The sequence below is a fragment of the Pandoraea sp. LA3 genome, from assembly GCF_022696215.1.
GTDB classification, from domain to species: Bacteria; Pseudomonadota; Gammaproteobacteria; order Burkholderiales; family Burkholderiaceae; genus Pandoraea; species Pandoraea capi.
Genome location: NZ_PTPY01000007.1, coordinates 1 through 18,489, shown reverse-complemented (window position 1 = coordinate 18,489; position 18,489 = coordinate 1). Strand labels below are relative to the sequence as shown.

The 18,489-nt window shown below is 63.2% G+C and carries 8 protein-coding genes; 1 reads left to right on the top strand and 7 read right to left on the bottom strand.

The genetic code is table 11. The features are described from left to right. The 7 genes from C5N93_RS00165 to C5N93_RS00135 all read right to left on the bottom strand — a co-directional run. Nucleotides 1-153, bottom strand: a 153-nt coding sequence (locus C5N93_RS00165) for a transposase (RefSeq protein WP_242557835.1), incomplete at its 3' end; no start/stop codon positions are given. Next, nucleotides 150-404, bottom strand: coding sequence for a hypothetical protein (locus C5N93_RS00160; protein WP_242557833.1), 255 nt, complete (start codon nucleotides 402-404; stop codon nucleotides 150-152). The genes C5N93_RS00160 and C5N93_RS00165, both read right to left, overlap by 4 nt. A 93-nt stretch (nucleotides 405-497) precedes the next feature. Further along, entirely contained in the window at nucleotides 498-755 is a 258-nt protein-coding gene (locus C5N93_RS00155) for a hypothetical protein (RefSeq protein ID WP_242557832.1), read from the bottom strand. Beyond that, nucleotides 752-12,445, bottom strand: a complete 11,694-nt coding sequence (locus C5N93_RS00150; protein ID WP_242557831.1) for a filamentous hemagglutinin N-terminal domain-containing protein — start codon at nucleotides 12,443-12,445, stop codon at nucleotides 752-754. Before C5N93_RS00150 ends, C5N93_RS00155 begins: the two co-directional genes overlap by 4 nt. Nucleotides 12,446-12,637: 192 nt before the next feature. After that, nucleotides 12,638-13,555, bottom strand: a complete 918-nt coding sequence (locus tag C5N93_RS00145) for a peptidyl-prolyl cis-trans isomerase (protein ID WP_242557830.1) — start codon at nucleotides 13,553-13,555, stop codon at nucleotides 12,638-12,640. Nucleotides 13,556-13,621: 66 nt separating this feature from the next. Then, nucleotides 13,622-15,370 carry a ShlB/FhaC/HecB family hemolysin secretion/activation protein gene (locus C5N93_RS00140; RefSeq protein WP_242557834.1) on the bottom strand — a complete coding sequence of 583 codons (1,749 nt, stop codon included), beginning with the start codon at nucleotides 15,368-15,370 and terminating at the stop codon, nucleotides 13,622-13,624. 83 nt (nucleotides 15,371-15,453) lie between these two features. Continuing rightward, nucleotides 15,454-17,601: a filamentous hemagglutinin N-terminal domain-containing protein gene (locus C5N93_RS00135; protein ID WP_242557829.1), complete on the bottom strand. Its 2,148-nt coding sequence runs from the start codon at nucleotides 17,599-17,601 to the stop codon at nucleotides 15,454-15,456. Between the two features lie 570 nt (nucleotides 17,602-18,171). On the opposite strand from C5N93_RS00135, the gene C5N93_RS00130 reads away from it, so the two are divergent. Continuing rightward, entirely contained in the window at nucleotides 18,172-18,435 is a 264-nt protein-coding gene (locus C5N93_RS00130) for a transposase (RefSeq protein WP_242557828.1), read from the top strand. The last annotated feature ends 54 nt before the right edge of the window (nucleotides 18,436-18,489 follow it).

The following is an 18,489-nucleotide window of genomic DNA, read 5'->3' as shown; positions in this document are numbered from 1 at the left end:
GTCGTCGCTGACCATCTCGCCAAAGCGCTTTCGCCAGGCATAAATCGACGCTTCGCTCACGCCGTGGCGCTTGGCTACTTCAGGCACTGTGTCTCGATCCGCTTCGCGCAGTATCCGCACAATCTGTTCGTCGTTGTACCGACTTTTCTTCATACCAGCTTCTGCTGGTCGTTGACCGTCAACTGCGACGTGCTGTCTGTCGACAAACCATTGATGAAGCTCGCCTTGCCCGTTTGCGTTAGGGCGGCTTGCTGGAGTTGGATAGCCTCTTGCTGTGGCGAGAAATAGAACGTCGTCGTGCTCGGTTGCAGCGACGCAGGCAAGTTCGACAACAACACTTGCGGTGACACCGGATCGAGCGTTGCACCCAATCCGCCCTCGCTCACCGGAATCGCTGTGCTCAAGACACCACCAGTCCTGGAAGCGAATTACACATCTACAGTGCAGATTTAGGCGGCATCTCTTCTTTAGAAAATGCGACGTATCGAGCAGTACGGTTACAAACTCAACCGAGGGCGGTTGACAACATCTAAAAGCTCCTCCAGTTCGATGCCGTACTCATTTGGCTCAAATGTTGGCAATATGCCCTCCATCATGAACTCCGCGTTGATTAGCCCACAAAGCGCATCGATTTCGGCGATGGCCATCGTTCTCCCCATCTCCAATCCATCGAACACTGCGGCGTTCTTTCCCTCGTCTTTGGCACGCAAGATGCGCAAAATCTGTTCTTGACGATCGGTTAGCACTATTCTCATCTCTTGACTCCCGCTGCGCTTGTTCCCCAAGTGGTGACGACATTACCCTGGGGATTGACTACCACGGTAGCGTTTTGACCGACGTACTTAAATGTCGGGCCGTATTTGCTTGGAACATACTGGATAGCCGTTGGATTCGCAAATGCATCATTTACTGCCGCTCGGCTAACGCCTATCCCTCCATCTCGCCCTGCAATCTGTTGGATCGCGTGGTCTGAATAACTTGAAATCGATGTAGGTGCTCGGGCGCCAGCTGCCTGCTCGGCCGAAAGTTGCATTGAAAGTCTAGCGCCGCTGACTGAATTCGCCGTTCCCTCTGCTGTGTTTGCTGCACTTGTCGGTCGCGTCGCATATCCAACGGCCCTGGCGATTCCGAGAGACAACAGGAACGACGCAAGCTCCCCGAAATCCGGATCGTCATAGGCAAGTTTGTACTTATCGAGGAAAGGCACATAGTCGGGGAATCCGGGCAGCGCGCCACCCAACAAATTGGGAACGGCTTCAGCAATGCCAAGTCCGGCGTTCGCTGTGGCACGAACAGCATCTGTCGCCGCACTCGTGAACGTCCCACACTCATGTCCCGGCGCGCACGCATTATTTAGCGTTTCATTCTGCGCAGCTGTCGCCGCTGCGTTAGGACTCGCTCCTATTGCACCAGCTATCATTGCGCTCAAGAGCTGTGTGGCCGAAGCAATAATCGCTAACTGAGCCGGATCGGTGACACCCTTACCATCGGTCACCGCCCTCGCTACATCGTCAGCGACTAAAGCTGAAACTCCGGCACCAATGGCCCCACCCGCACATCCAGATCCAACAGCCGCACTCGCAGCACATCCCAATACGGCATGTGCTCCAACGTATCCCGTCTGTCCAAGCGTTGCGGCACCAAGGGAACCGATTTGATACGCTAACGCCGCACTCAGATTGCTAACACCACTAGCCTTCAGCGCATCAAGGAAACTCCCTCCCTGAATCGTCGATTGCACGCCCGCCTGGATCACCGACTGGCCGAAAATGGCGACGCCTTGCGTGAGCGATGAACCTACAGACGTTGCACCAGCTTGACTCACCGCACCATCAACGAACGTCGGCTTCACTCCCGCCAAGCTGCTCAGGCTATCGGACGAGACCTTGCCCGTGACGCCCAAACTCATTCCACTATCGTCGATCTTGAGCGTGATCCCGTTCAGCAACCCCGCCGTAACCGCCGCCGACAACCCCGTCTTGAGCACCGAGCCCAAATCGAACGTGCCGTTGAACACGACTTGAGTGAGGGTGGAACTCGTCATCGCCGTGAGCGCTGCGCTGGCCATCACGTTGCCCAACCCGCCTGCAACGAATGTCGCGGCCGTCGTGCCCAACTGGGCTGCAATCATTCCCGAGAACAGCGGGCCTAATGCTGCACCCGTCATGGCCGCTGCCATGATCATCCCAACCTGCTGAATCCCGAAGCTACCGCCCTGCTTTACGAAGTCCGTGTGCAGGTCGTTTTGCAGTGTCTGCTGGACGAAGTTGTCGCCCAGTTGTGCGGCGACGCCCGCGATGAACGCTTGTGTTGCAGCTTGGTCGACTTCTCCGTTCTGTCCCAGCAGTTGGAGTGCGCCACCGATCTGGTTGAACTGGTCAACGTTCAGCGTCAGTCCGCCCGCTGCTGCGCTCATGAAGCCGCCCGGCTGCACCATCGTGCCCGTCGTCTTCAGGTACCCCGTGTCCTTGATGTAGCTCCAGATCTCACCGACGTCCACCACGTTCGCGCGGTTCGTCAGCGTGCCGGTGTTTACCGTCAGAGAGCCGCCCGACGTGATCGAGCCCGTGTTCAGGATGCTGCCGCCCGTCGCTGTGCTGCCGAAGTTCAGCGACAGATCGTTGCTCGCCAGAATCTGGCCGCCTGCCGATAGCGCCGTGAAGTTCTCCGGCAGGTACACCTGCGGCATCAGCGCCGTCACCGTCGGGCACTTCGCGTTGCCTGTTGCGGCGCACCCCGGCTCAGGTACCGTCTGCTCGACGTACCACAGCATCGGTTGCGACAACCCTGCCACCTGCTCAGGTGTCAGCGCCTGACCCAACTGGATGTTGTTCGTCTTCGCGTACTCCACCGCGTTGCCGTACAGCACCAGCTTCTGCTGGTCGTTGACCGTCAACTGCGACGTGCTGTCCGTCGACAAACCATTGATGAAGCTCGCTTTGCCCGTTTGCGTCAGCGCAGCTTGCTGGAGTTGGATGGCCTCTTGTTGAGGCGAGAAGTAGAACGTCGTCGTGCTCGGTTGCAACGACGCAGGCAAGTTCGACAGCAACACTTGCGGCGACACCGGATCGAGCGTTGCACCCAATCCGCCCACGATGTAGCTGGGCCCGTTCTGCTGGCCTGTGGTGCCCGTCAGGATCGACGACCCTGCGCCTCCCAAGCTCGCCGGGATCGTCAGATTCAGGCCGCCGTTTGCCGGAGCCAGACTGATCACCTGCGGCGCGTTGCCCACTTGTGGGGTGTACGTGTTCGCCGTCGTGATGCCGTTCACAAGACTCGTGCCCGTGAGCGATACCGACTGGCCCACCACGTTACCCACGTTGACGATCTGCCCGCCTGACGTCACCGTCAGGTTCGGTGCCTGGATCGTTGCGGCGATGTTGCCCACCGGCGTAGGCGGATTGATGACCCCGCCTACGCTTGTGTAAGCGTCGCCGTACAGGGACGTACATTCCGCAGCACTGCCGCAGCTCCAGACGTCGTGACGCTTGTCCGACTCGAACATCCCCGTCTCTTGCACCCAGTGCGAATGCCAGTAGGCGTTGAGCGTCTGCGCGCTGTTCACCACCGGGCCGCTGACGTTGATCGTCGCGTTAAGACCTGCCGTGATCAGGCTGCCAACGTTCGTCAGCGACCCCGCGTTGATCGTCAGGTTATTACCAGCACCGATGATCGACGAGTTGCCCGACTGCTGATCGACGTACGCCTCGCAGTAGCTCTCCTTGTAGCCACCTGCCGTCATACAGCCCGAGTACTTTTCGAGTTTGCCGTAGTTCTCATGAACCTGAACCGGCGGAGGCAACGTGTTGGTGATGCCGCCCGCGACGTTCAGCGTCAGGTTGTTGCCCGCGAGGATGTTGCCCGACGTGTTCGTCAGCGAGTCCGCCGCCGTCGTGCCAGTGGCAGACGAGCCGACACCGCCGATCACGAGATCGTGACCCGCGATGAGATCGCCGTACTTGTTGTTGATCGTGCCTGCCGCAATCGTCAGGTTGTTGCCTGCGATGATCGCCGCGTTGTTCTGCGCGAAGGTGAACGATGTCGTATTCGGGTTCTGCCCGCGAACGTCGTTGCCCCGATAACAGGCGATGTTGCTCGTGCCCGCAGCACATCCGGCTTGTGACGAAAACTGCTGGGTATTTCCCCCTTGGTTGGTAACGCTCGCGGCGTAAATATTGACGTTGTTCTGGGCATAGATCATGCCCTCGTTGACCAGATTGCCGCCGTACAGATTGAGCGTGTTGGCCGCAGTGATCAGACCAAGCGACGTCGACCAGGAAATCGTCGACGTCGATGTCGGCGCAGCCGATCCGGTAGCGATACTGAATGAGACCAGTTGATGCGCCTGCTGCTCATCACCCAAATTCTCGTTCAGATAAGCCGGCACTTCAATCGCGCCAAGCGACGCGAGTTGCGCCAAGAACGTCGAGTATTGCCCTTGGTCCACCGAGTTGACGACGTTACTGGTCGTCGTCGGAGACACCGCGCCATTGGACAGCGAGCCGACATTGAGCGTCATGCTGCGGCCCGCGGCGATCTGCCCGCCTTTATTCGACAGATTCGCGGTCGTCAGCGAGATGTCGCCGCCCGCGATCATCACGCCCGCCGCGCCCATTTGCATCACCGTGGACGTCTGATTCACCGTGGGCAATGCAATCGCGACCGACGCTTGCGCACCCGGAATCGGCGCACCGCTCATCTGCCAATAGTCGTAGTCGACGGCGTTGTCGCCAACCATCCGACTACCCCTCAGCTTGTTCATGTAGAACGTGCCGGAACCTGTCACCGGCTCGGCGGTACCAGCATTACATGCATTAGGACCGCCAATCCCCCAACATAGGTCTCCCGTCCACGGATTGACGTCTCCCCGCTTACCTTCCAGCGTAACGCCCGTCGGCGAAAGCAGGTCGCCGAGTGTTGCCGTAGCCGAGACATTCTTCCACCGTACATTCATGTCCCCCTCGCCACCGCCCGGCCCTTCGCTCAGCATCGAACTCCGCATGCCGATCACCGCACTCCAGATCAGACTCGGGTCCACCACCGTAGTCGTGGTGGTCACCGCACCCGACCCGGCCGCCTGATCGTTCACCACCGCCCCAGCATTCACCGTCAGGTTGTTCCCCGCGATGATCGTGCCGCCGATGTTGTTCAGCGTGCCCGGCATGTTGAACGTGATGTCGCCGGCGGCTTGCGTCTTCGCGCCGATGTTCGAGAAATTGCCGCCGGTCACGCTCAGGTTGCGGTTCGCTTCGATCACGCCGCTGTTGACGACATCGCCAGTCAACGACAGGTCGCGATCCGCGTGAATCGTCGCCCCGGCACCGTTGATGAGCGCCGCGTTCACCGTCACATCGCTGCCGCCGATCACGCTGCCGATGTTGGTGAACCAGCCATTGCTCGACAGCGTCAGTGCGCCATTGCCCTGAATCGTCCCGCTATTGATGAACGACGCCAGCCCCGTGAGCGAAACGTTAGCGCCGCCCAACTGCAACATCCCGGTGTTGTTGATGGCGTTGGCCGTGATCGACATCGTCCCGCCGGCTTGCAGCGCACCGCCCGTCACGTCGAACGTCGCGGCGCGCATCGACGCGGCAAGGTTGCGTGTCGCGGCAAGCTCGCCGCCCGCCGTCGTCACCGTGTCCGACCCGTTGACGGTCAACGCGAGATCCGCGCTCGCGGGCGTCGCGCTCGTGACGTCGCCCGCCAGAATCATGCCGCCGTTGTTGTTCAACCCGCCGACGTTCAGCGTGACGCCGTTCGCGCCCAGCAACGTGCCGCTGTTGGTCAACGTGCCGCCGCCCGTCACGGACGTCGTATCGCCATTCATCAACCCGGCATTGGTAATGTTGCCCGTCGCGTTCAACGTGAGCGCCTTCGTCGACGCCAGTTGTCCCCCCGACTGATTGACGATGTTGCCCGCGCGAATCGACAGCGGTCCCGCGCTGAGCACCGAGGCGCCCGTCGAATTGGTGAACGTGCCGGTGCCTGCGTCGAACGTCGTCGCACCGTTGATCAGTGCGAGGCCGTGCGTGCGGATCCACTGCGTTGCCGTGACGTCCAGCGAACCGCCCACGATCATCGCGCCCGTGTCGATGCGCGCCCCCGCGAGCTTCGCGCCGTTCGTCACGAAGAGCTGCCCGCCGCTCGCGTCGAGCGAATCGGTCGCCGTGGCGGTGAAGACCTTGGATGCCGTCGTCGCGCCGGTGATGACGACGTTGCCGCCTGTGAGCGTCATGTCGCCCACGACGGTGTTGGTGCCACCCATCGTCAACGTCTGACCCGCGTGCAGCGTGACGGTGTCGTTGCCGGACACATCCACCGCACTCAGATTGCCGCTTTGTGCGGTGAGCGTCATGGCGCCCATGCTCGACACACCTTGCAGCGCGCTCAGATAGGTCGCTGCCGTGGCATCGAGCGTGCCGCCGACGAGTGTCTTACCGAGCGTCAGGCCGCCCGCCGTGCTCGAAAGCGTTAGCTTGCCCATCGATGTCAGCGCGCCGAGCGACGCATCGCCTTGCGCCTTGATGCCGAGATCGCCCGCCGTATCCACACTGCCCAGCGTCAGCTTGCCGCCCGAGGTGATCGCGACATCCTTGCCGAAGGTGAGCGCCGCGTTCGTACCAGCGATATCGCCGCCCGATTGCAGCGTCGCCAGCCCCTTGCCGATGAGATGCCCGTTGAGGGTCATCGTGCCGCCCGAAGTCAGCGTCGTGTCGCCGTTGATCTGGCCAACGGTCTGACCTGAAGTCTGCGCGCTGCCGAGCGCGAGCGCGCCGCCTGCGGTTGCCGCGAAGTTCTTGATGGCGGTGATCGGCCCGGCGAGCGTGAGGTTGCCCCCGGCTGCCGTCAGTGCGATGTCCTGATTCGCCGACAACGCACCGACCACGCTCAGGTCGCGCGCTGCGGTGACGGTCACACCGTCGCCCGCCGTTACCGCGCCGCCCAGGACGACGTCGCGTCCCGCCCCGATGGTCAAGCCATTACCCGTGGCGATATCGCCCGTCACCCGGACATCGCCCGTGCCGCCCGCCGTCAATGCCGCGGACTTGCCTGCCTGAACGGACCCTACCGACAAGTCGCCCGACGTGGACATCGTCAGTGCATTACCTGCGACGACAGCACCGGTGACCTGCGTGGCCTTGCCCGAGGTCGTGGTGAGGCCGCCATTGCCGAACGTCAGCGAGGTTGCATTCAGATTGCCGCCTGCCTTCAGCACACCGGCCACCGCGTCGGCCACGTCGGCAGCGACGCCGCGCACATTGCCCAGTGTCATGTCGCCGCCCGATGTCAGACGTATGAGGCCATTCGCCGTCGTGTCGCCTTGCATCGTCAGCGATTTGCCTGCATTGACGGTGAGGTCGCCTTGCGCGCCGACGTTGCCCGTCGAGATCGCACCATTCGATGCGCTCAACGTGAGGTTGCGTTCCGACGCGGTGTCGCCCTGAAGACGAATGTCCCCAGACGTAGCGGTCAGCGCGACGTTGTCACCGCCAACGGTTTTGCCGGTCACCGACACGTCTCGAGCGCCGGTCATCGTCACGGTGCCGAGTGCCACGGCATCGCCGCTCACGCTCACGTCGCCACCGCCCGCGGTGCCGTCCGCCGTGACCGTCAGCGACTGCGTCGCCTGCACGTTGTGCAAGCCCGCATCGTTCGCGGCATGGATGTCCACGTTCTTACCCGACAACGTGCCCGTCAGTGCGGTGTTGCGTCCGGCATTCAACGTGACGTCACCGCCGAACACGGTAGTGCCATCGCCGTTGATGTCATTACCCGCACGCAATGCGCCGATACCTTGCACACTCGTCTGTCCGGCGAGCGTCAGATCGTTGGCCGCCGACGCGCGCAAATCGCCCTGGACGTTCAGCTTGCCGCCGAGCGATGCATTGCCGCCACTCGTCGCCAGCAAGGTGCCTGCCGTGGTGATGTCGCCACTAATGGCCAGATCCCCCGTGCGCGTGAGCAACGACAGGTCGCCCAGCGTCAGTGCCGATCCGGTGACGGAGAGATTGCGCTGCGCGATCAGCTCGCATGCGGCGCCACACGTCACGCTGCCGGCCAGCAGCACGTCGCGCGCCGCCGTTGCCGAGAAGGCGTTCGGCGACGATACCGCGCCGTTGAAGACGATGTCGCCCGGGCCACCCAATACACCCTGCGCGCCCGCCGTGCCGGTCGTCGTCACCTTGATGCCCGCGGCGGAATTCAGCACGCCCAGCGTGGCATTGCCCCCCACCGTCACGTCGATGCCATTGGCCTGTACGCCGCCCGTCAACTTCGTGTCGCCAGCGGAGACGAGCGTTGCCGTCCCAGTAAAGACGGCCTTGCCACTGCCGTCGCCCGCGTCGAGCAGTGTGCGGCCCGCCGTCAGATTGGCGTTGACGCCAACAAGCACGGCACCGAGTTGCAGATCGCGACCTGCGTTCACCGCGATGTCGCGCAAGGCGCTCGTCGATGCGCCCAGCGCAACGTCCTGCGCGGCACCGATGGAGACGTTCCCCCCGCCGCTGATGCCACCGCTGGCAAGCACGCTACCGCCGCGTGCCGTCAGAAGTGCGTCGCCGACCGACTGGATCGCACCGGTCACCTTGATGTCGCGCTGCGCATCGAGCGTCGTCGTGCCGCCACCGCCCAATGTGCCGGTGACGCCGATATCACGCGCGGCCTTCAACGACACGACGCCGGAGGCCCCCGTGCCGCCATTGACCGCGATGTCGCCACCGCCCGCGAGACCGTTGGCGGTGAGTGTCAACGCGGCCGTCGATTCCGCATTCCTGACGGCGACGTTGTTGCCCGCCGTGATCGTCAGACCGCCGCCTTGCAGCAAGCCGTCATGAGCGACGTCGCGGGTGGCGCTCACATCGAACGCCCCCGTGAACGATGCCGTCCCTGCCCCGCTCACGTCACGACCGGCGTCGATCCGGCCCGTGCCCTGCCCGTTGATCGTGCCGGTGACGATCGTGTCGCGGCCCGACGTCAGCGTCGTATCGCCCGACACGACAGTCTCGCCACTCATCGCGACATCCGTGCCCGCCGACACGCCAAGCCGGTTACCCACGCCCAGCTTGCCCTGCTGATTGACGCTGCCTTGCGTCGCCGTCAGCACGATGTCTTTAGCGGCCTGCAGCGTGCCCGTGACATTGACGTCTCGCGCGCCGGTCAGCGTCGCCGTGTCGCCCGTCGCCAACGTGCCCGCGACGGTGACGTCGCGCGCCGCACTCGCCTGCACACCACCGACCACGTTCGACGTGCCGTTCACCACGACATCGCCACCGCCTGCGTTGCCGCTTGCCGATACCGTGAAAGCGCCATTGGACGTGACGCTCGACACCGTGGCACTGTTGCCTGCCGTCACGCTCACGCCATTGCCCTGCAACACGCCGGACAGGTTGACGTCGCGATTCGCACTGAGCTTCGCGGTATCGGTGAATGCCGAAGCGCCGGCACCGACGAGGTCTCGCCCAGCCTGCATCACACCCGCCAATCCAACCAGCGCGCCGCTCAGCACGATGTCCTGCCCGGCCGTCACGGAAGCGTTGCCGATGGCACTCGTCTGCGGCGCGCCCAGCATCACCGTCTGCCCGGCGTTCAGCGTCAACTGGCTGTTAGTGCTCAGATTCGCGGTCGTCGATAGATTGCCGGACGAGGCCGTCATCGCGACATCGCCCACGGCCGTCACACCACCGTCGATGCGGAGATCGCGCCCACCAGTGACGTTGAGCTTGTCGTTCGCTGCAATGCTGCCGGTCGAAGTGACGAGCATGTCGCGCGCCGCGCGCAGCGTGGCAACGCCGAACGACGCAAGCGGTCCTGCCACACGAATATCGCCGCTGCCGTCGAGACCGTTCGCCGTGACGTCGAGCGTGCCGCCTGCCTGGACGTCGCCAAGTGTGACCGCGTTGCGGCTGGTGACGACGAGGTTCGCCGTCTGCAATTTGCCGCTCAGCGTGGCATTCGCACCAGACGTCAACGACGTATTGCCGAGGAAGTGCGCACCACCGGTGATGTCGAGATTGCCCCCGGCGTCGATCGTGCCCAGCCGTTGGCCGGACACGTTACCCGCGACGCGTAGATCACCACCGGATTGCAGGTTGACGTCACCCGCAGCGGTGGCGCTGCCCGCCACATCGAGCGTCGTACCGGCGTTGGCCTTGAGGTCCGCGCTCGCTTCGATAGCACCGGGCACCGTGATGGCATTGCCTGCGGTAATCGACAGCGTCTTCGTCGTGCCCGCCGTTTGCAGCGAACCTGCGACGCCAACGTTGCGCGCGGCGTTGAGCGTCACCGCGTCGCCCCCTGCCGTTGTACCGTTGATGAGGATGTCGCGCGCCGCGTCGAGCGCCGCCGCGCTGTAGAACGACACTTTGCCCTGCAGCGCGATGTCACCGCCGCCAGCCATGCCCAACGCCCGCAGCGCAGCCGTGCCGGTGCTCTGCACGTCGTTCAGCGACAGGCTGTTCTTTGCTTCGACGTCGAGCACACCGGCCAGCAGTGCGCCGGTCAGCGAGACGTCACGATCTGCACGCAGCACGGCGTTCGTACCGAAAGCCAGCTTGCCTTTGCCGGTGATATCGGTGCCTGCGTGAAGGGCGGCATCCGCCTGTCCGAGCAGCGTGCCGTCGACGTTCAACGTGCCGTCTGCGCTCAATCGCGCGGTGCCCGTCGACGCGATATCACCCTGCACGTCGAGGCCGCCCTTTGCCGTCATGTCCAACTGCGCGCCGGAGGCCAGCGTGCCATCGATACGCGTGTCGCCGATGGATTGCGTCGACACGGCACTATGACCTGTCAGACGCGCACCTTGCGCAATCTGGAAATCACCGCCGGTCACGACGGTAACGTTGCCGTTTGCGCCCGTGCTGTCTGTCACGACAAGACTGCGCGCGGCGTTTGCGGCGAGCGTGCCGGCCACCGTCACCGGCCCCGTCAGACGGATATCGCCAAGCGATGCGTCTTGCGTCGCCAGCGACAGATCGCCGCCGACTTGCGCTTCCTTGAGCGTGAGCGCCATGCCCGCGTTGAGTGTCGTGCTGTCGTTGGATTGGAGGTTGGCGAGCGTCAGATTCCCGCCCGCCCGGACGTCCATCGCCTTGCCCGACTGAAGCGATCCCGTCGACGACACGTCGCCGGTCGCCGTCAAGCGATAGCCGGTCTCGCCGAGTCCGGTGCCTGTGAGCGCGACGTTGCCCCCACTGGTCATCTGCACCTGCTGCTGCGCCGCGTGGTTGGCAACGGTCAGGTCGCCGCCGGACGACAGCGTGAGATCGCCGGCAGTCGACGCCAGATCACCCGCCATGCGCACGCCGAGTCCGGCCGTCGTGCCGATCACCTGAATCTGTCCGGCGGTCATCGCGCCAAAGCGCGTGGCATCGATGGCGAAAGCCTGCCCATTACCGCCATTGGCGAGCGCGCTCTGCACGGCCTGCGCCGTGTTTGCAGCGCCGTTTGCCGCCGTGACGTAACGCGTGCCCGAGCCGTCCACTGCGCCGGTCAGCACTTGCTGGTTGCCGGTGATGACGTTGATGCGCGTTCCCGCGTACAGCGGCGCATTGACACCGACCGTCTGCCCGATCAGATCGATGCTGCCGACCGTGCCTTCGATGCCGCTGCCCGGGCCGTTCACACCGGCGTTGCCTTCCAACTGAATGTGGCCGCTGATGACGTTGTAACCGAGCGCCGTGGCATTCGTGAAATCGGTCGGTGTGCCACCGGGGCCGGTAAGGAACTGCGGCGTACCGGTCGTCAACGTCACGCCGATCGTGTTCGTGAATCCCGCACCGCGCACGGAGATACCGTTCGGGTTAGCGATGATGACGGTAGCCGGCGCACCGAACACTTCGAGCGGGCCGTTCAAGGCGCTCGCGTAAGCACTGCCCGACGACGTCACCTGGTTGACGATGGTGCTCGCCGTGCGCCCTGTGAGGTTCGGGTTCGCGGCAATCGCGCCGCCGTTGAGCGACGTACCGTTGAGCAGGCTGTTGTTGAGGATCAAGCCCGCCGCGTCGACGTTGAAACTCTGATACTGGTTGAGCGAGATCCCGGCCGCATTCGGCGCAGTGATGTTGACGACCGGTACACCGGCGCCGCTCGTGGTGATCTTCGGCGCGAAGACGACGGGGGCAGTCGGGTCTGTAATCGGTGCGGCCATTGCCTCACGCATGCCCACGTGAACACGCAATGTGGCGAGCGAGCGCAATACCGTCAACGCCGTCTCATCGAAGCCCGGGCGGTTGGCGGCAAGTTCACGTGCGGCCGATTGACTGAGTTCGAACGTCACGGAAATCGGGCTGACGAGCAACGTCAGCGCCACGCATGCCGCAATGACGCGTTGCCACAGGCGGATCGCTGGCTTCTCGTCGAGACCGGGCAGCGGCGTGCCGTCGTCGACCTCGGTCGATTGACGTGCGTGATTCCCGACTTCGATGATCTCTCGCGAAGTTGCCTTCATGACGTGCCCTGTTTTCTCGATGACATGCGCTGCCCGACAACGCCGCGCGCACAAGCGATACGCAGCCGTTCGCCGAGACGCTCACGATGGCCTTGGACGGCCTGCGACTCGTTCGGTGATGCGAAGCTTTCGACCCGCAGCCTGTGAGTCGCACCCCGACGAGGTCCACGACTCACGGCCGAAGGCCAACGATTACTGCTGAATGCGCGCGCTCTTGACGAGATCGCCGATGATTTGCGCAGTCGCTTTCTCCATCGCGACCTGCTCAAGCTGCTTGCGCAGCAGTGGTGCGCTTTCCTCGAACTTCGGAATCTGCGTGGCGCGCTTGTCGTCGACACGAAGAATCCAGAGCTGATCGCCGATCTTCAGCGGCTCGGCAGACACGGCGCCCTTCGGCAGCTTCACCAGTGCTTCCGCAATCGGTTGCGGCCAGTTCTGCGTATTGCCTGCGGTGATCGGTGTCTTGAACGAGACCCAGTTCAACTGACCGCCTTGCGCGGCATTCGGGCCTTGGCTGTACTGGCGTGCCAAGGCCGCGAAGTCGGTGCCTTTCTTGAGTTCGTCGAGCACTGTCTGTGCCGTGACGGCGTCTCGCACTGCGATCACGCTCGCGTGGTACTCGTTCTCGCCCAGCGTGGCGACGACGGCGTCGTACTTCGCTTTCACGTCGGCGTCGCTGACCGGCGCGGCGTTGAGATGCTCGGTCATGTAAGCGCGCGTGACGATCATCGTCTTCGCCGCTTCGAGGGCAGCCTGTACTTCAGGACGCGTCTCGTAGTGCTGCTTTTGCGCCGCCTGCTTGAGCAACTCGTTGGCAATCAGCTGGCCTTTGAACAGTTCACGCAACTGCGGACTGTCCGGCTGGCCGCTGGCCTTGACCATGGCATCGACCGATACCTTCGAGATCACGACGCCGTTGACGCTCGCCACGGCGTCCGTCGGCAACGGCTTGTTCTCGGATTGGCTGTCGGCGGTACCGGCGGGTTGGCTCCCCGACTTGACCGACGACGGCGCCGCAGCCGATTTCGCGGCCATCGCCGGACCGGTGACAACGCTCAACACTGCGCAGAAACCCGCAGCCACCCACACACGACTGAACTTCGCTTTCATGACAACCTCTCCTGCAACGTTGACGGACACCGCGAGCCGAGCGCCCGCACGTCCGCATCTTCCAATTCACCCCGCCCAGTTGAGCGTGACGAGAACGACACTGCCTTTCGGCCCCAGCGACGCCGGCTGTACGAGGGCGCGTCCGGCCATCAACTCGCCGGAAAACGTCTGCCCACGGAACTGCCACTGCGCGCGCACCCCTACGCCTGCACCGACGAGCGTCGGCCAGCCGGCTTCGGCCACCAGATGCGCCTTGCCGCCGTCGAGAAACAGATACGGTTCCCAGCGAAGCCCCTGCCAGACGGGGGCGTTGGCCCACACCGCCTCATTGCGGACGTAGAAACCACTGTCTCCGGCGATGCCGCCTTGCAGAAAGCCACGGACGGAATCCGTGCCGCCGAGGAATATCTGCGCGTTGCCGAAGAGCGCTACGGGGCTGTATTGACCGGTGAGCGAGGTGCGCCACGTCCAGTAGGTCGGACCGATCTGGGCGAGCGGCATCTGGACGGTGGTGCTGGCGTCCAGCTTGGTGAACTGCGCGTGGGCGTCTTGTTTCTGAATGCCGTCGAAGTCTCGCGTGGCGTCGAGCCACGGCAGGCCTTGCGAGATGCCTAGCGAGGCCGTCAGCGCACCGGGCTGGCCATTTCGCGTGAAGCGCCAGAGGCCGGAGACACCGACGCGCAGGATCGTGAGGTCTTGAGGCGAGAGAGGAATGTCGTTGACGTCACGCTCGGTCGACAGTTTGGTCAGCGTGGCATCGAGACTCAGCCGCCCGCTCGACGAGCGGGTGAGCACGGTATTCCATCCGAATATCTGACTGAGCGTGCGGCCATAGAGCAATGCGGTGCCGCCGATGATCTGCTGGTATTCGGAGAGCGCCGCCGTGTAGCTGAACGTCTGGTAGCCATAGGGCACCGCCGCCGAGACGACAAGCGCGTTGCTGTCGCGCGTGCCCGTGTAGGCGAGACTCAGGGACTCCTGCAAGCCGATGACATTGGCGGCTTCCACCGAGGCACGGGTGCGCCATCGTCCGGTTGCCGTGCTGCCATAGTTGTCGATACCGACGTTGTAGTTCAGCCGGCTGCCGAACGGGTTCTGGATCGCGACGATCGACTCGCCTGCGGCCTGCCCGGGCAGGATCTGGATCTGCGCCTGATTACGACGCAGCCGGTTGATCTGATCGACGCCCTGTTCGAGCGCGGGAAGTTCGAGGACATCGCCGACCGAGGCGGGGAAGGCCCACGCGGTGCCGGCGTCCGTGAGCAGACCGCCGCCGTCGCCCGCTTTGCCGTCCCCCGTCGGACGCAGCGCGCCACCGTTTAGCGTGAAGCCGCTGATGCGACCGGCTACGAGCGTGATGGCGAGCGTGCCGGACGACAGGTTTTGCGGCGTGGCGAGGTAGGCCCGCGTGGTGATGAGGCCATTGGCCACGAAGGCTTCCGTTAGACGTCGCAGCAACAGATCGATGCGGCGCCGACCAAGCGATTTGTGCAGGAAAGGCGCCGCGATGCGATCGAGTTGCGATTGACTGAGGACGGCATCGCCTTTGAAGACGATATGGTCGATGCGGAAGGTCGGCTCCGGATCGGGGAGCGTTTCGACGTCGGCGTCTGCCGGGAGATCGGGCACTTGTGACGCCGCGCCGGGCGCCACCTCGATCTGCGCCGGTTGGCGGTCGAGTTCACGCTGCAACTCGCGGTTGCGCTGCTCGTCGAGCAGACGCTGGCCAGGGTCCTGTTGCGGGACGATGCCGGGAGGGAGTGCAGGCACGGGTGGCAGACCCGGTGGCGTTTGCGCGAATGCCGGGGACACCATCCACACGACGGCGAGCGTGGCGGCGATGAGGCGTGCGGGGTGTACGCTGAGACGCGTTCTCAAGGCCATAAAGGTCATAAAGGTCATAGCCCGAGCCACGTCGTCAGACCGAGATGAGTGCCAATGCGCGCAGGTTCACGGTACGGCACGTATGCCGTCTCGATGCCCTGCGGCGCACGCACCCCCTTCGCGCCGGTGATCACGCCGCCTTTGACCACACCCCGCCCTGTGAGCAGGACTTCACCCGATGCGGCCGAGAACAGACCACCGTCGTTCTGGGCGTAGATGGCGGCCCAGTGGTTGCCGAACCACGCTTTCAGCCCACGGGTGCCGTTGTAGGCCGTATAGCCGAGCAAGCCCTGCGCCGTGACGAGCGGCGCGTCTACCGTCAGGTCTCCGCCCCAGGCGATCACGTTGCCGCCGACGTTGCTGGCGCTTTGTCCGGCGCGCAAGGTGATGCTGCCGGCGGCCTGCATCTGCCCGCCGTAGGACGCCGTGGTGCTCGACGCCACCGCCTTGCAGAAAATGAAGCACGAACGCTGATACGACGCCTGCCCCGCCATGACGGCCTGATTGACGAGGTCGCTCGTGGCCGTCACGCGAATATCGCCGCCGTTGGTCAGCACCGTGCCGCCGTTGTTGTAGACGTTACGGCCGGAGAGCGTGACGTTGCCCGCGTCGGCAATGATGTAGGAGAGCTGGCCCGGTGCCGGAATCGCACCGTAGTCGACGGAGAAGCCTTCGTCACGCGTCGAGAAGAGGAGCCAGCGGCGGCCGCTGGTCGCGTAGGCGGTCGAGACACCGCCGTTCGCGCCCTCGATGTGGGAGATGACGTTGCTGAGATCGCCCTGCGCCTGCATCGATACCGATTGGTTCGATTCGATGCGCGCATTCAGGTTGACGATGTTGCCTGCGGCGCGCATTACGACGTCGTCGTTCACACCGAAAATGACGCCGAACGCGCCGCCCGGATTGCTTGGGTCCGATGTGTTGGTGATGCTGCCGGTCGCGTCCAGCGTGATCGCGCCCGCTGACGACGTCAACGCGGGGTCACGCGACACGCCCTGGATCAGGCTACTGACGTTCGTGACGTCGCCCTGACTGTTGATCACGATGCCGCTACGCGACGACACCAGCGTCGACTGGATCGCACCGGCATTGGCGACGAACACGCCGTGACTCGACAGGTTGATCGAGCCACCGGCGAGTATCGACGCGCCGCTCAGGGTCGTTTGTCCCAGCGACTGCCACGACAGGTTGTTCGCGACATTGATCTTGCTCGATGGCGCCAGCATCACGTCGCCCGCAGACGTCAACGTGAAGTCACCGGCATTCGCCATCAGCGCCCCGGCGTGACGCACGCCTGCGCCGAGGTCGGTCGTCAGCAACTGGATACGGCCCGAGGTAATGCTGCCGTTCGGCTCCACGTCGAGCGCGATGGCATTGGGATTCGCTTGCTGGTTGTTGGCGAGCGAGACCCAGTCGTTGTTGTTGTCGTCCGGCGAAAAGCTGGTGTTGAGCGAGACCTTGCTGCTACCGGCGATCACGCGCACGTAGGCCGTGGGGGACGAGAAGTCGTTGGTGATGGGCGCGCTGACCTTGACGGTCTTGGCGATGAGCTCCAGCCCGATGAGCGTGCCCGCGAGACCGCCGCCCGCCACCTCGATGGTGCCCTGACTGGTGTTGAGCACGACGTTGCGCTGGTAGAGGCCGGGGGCGACGAGCACGTCGCTGAACGATACCTGCCCGGTACTCAGCGCGACGTGGCCCGTGTTGACGAACGATCCGCCGTTGACGGTGATGCCGTTCGGGTTCGCGAGCACGACGTTGGCGCGCGGCCCGGTCACGGCGATCTGCCCCTGAATCAGGCTCGGCGACGTACCCGTCACTTCGTTGACGATGGTTCGTGCGTTGACGCCTGTGTTGTTCAGCGTCGCGCCAGCGCGATCGACGTTAAAGCTGGTGTAGGTGTTGTGCGACACCCCGTAGACAGGGGGCGCGATGGCGACGTTCTGGCGGCCATCGGGACCGACGGTGACGGAGGTTGCCGTGCCGCCATCCGGGACAATGCCCGCGGCGTAACAATGCGCGGCCGCGACGAACATCGTCGTCAGGCCGAACCTAGTTACGCTTCGAAACTGCTGAAACCGCCGAATCCCCGAACTGCGTGTGGTGTGCCCGTCAATCTCGCCGGCCAACGGCGAGACTTCGCGCGTTGATTGCCAAGGCATCTGATCTTTCGTTTTCTAGTTGTTTTACTGCTCGCAACATCCGACGGCCGTCACGAATGTGGCGCATCGCCACTTCGCCAACGTTCCCCGAACAGCCCATCGCGCGCCGGCTATCGTGTTGTGCCAGCTTTGCGCAAAGTGCCGCGCCCGCCAGATTCCTAGCTGGTGAGAACCAGCCCAGAGAGAGCATTACGGATGCAGATTGAGATTTCTTTAGGGTTGCGACGTGATTTTTTTACATTTATTTGCGCACGATCGGTATTGACTTGGATGATTGACCGAAGTGATGTTGCTGCGATCCCCATCTACGTTACGATGCGCAACATGATCGTATGCCATTGATTTATATAGATTTCATTGAAACCCAAACGCTTACCGTATTGACATGAAAATCTTGCGCAATTGACTATTTTTCAATAGGTAAATTTATTGTTTTCATAGAAATATTTCGGATTCCGGCGATAAGTCGACTCGTGACGACTAGGCAGTCCGAATCTGTGACCTGTCCTGAGAATTTCGTACCAAAGAAATCTAGAGATAATGGCTCCTCAGCTCAGATGAGGAGTTGGTATGAAGAAAAGTCGGTACAACGACGAACAGATTGTGTGGATACTGCGCGAAGCGGATCGAGACGCAGTGCCTGAAGTAGCCAAGCGCCACGGCGTGAGCGAAGCGTCGATTTATGCCTGGCGAAAGCGCTTTGGCGAGATGGTCAGCGACGACGTCAAACGACTCAAAACGCTTGAAGCGGAGAATGTCAGGCTGAAGAAGCTGGTCGCCGACCAAGCGCTGGATATTCAGGTCTTGAAGGAGATCGGTGCAAAAAAGTGGTGAGCGCGCAGGTTCGCTGTGAGCAAGCCCGCTTTGCGATGGAGCGTGGTTTGAGCC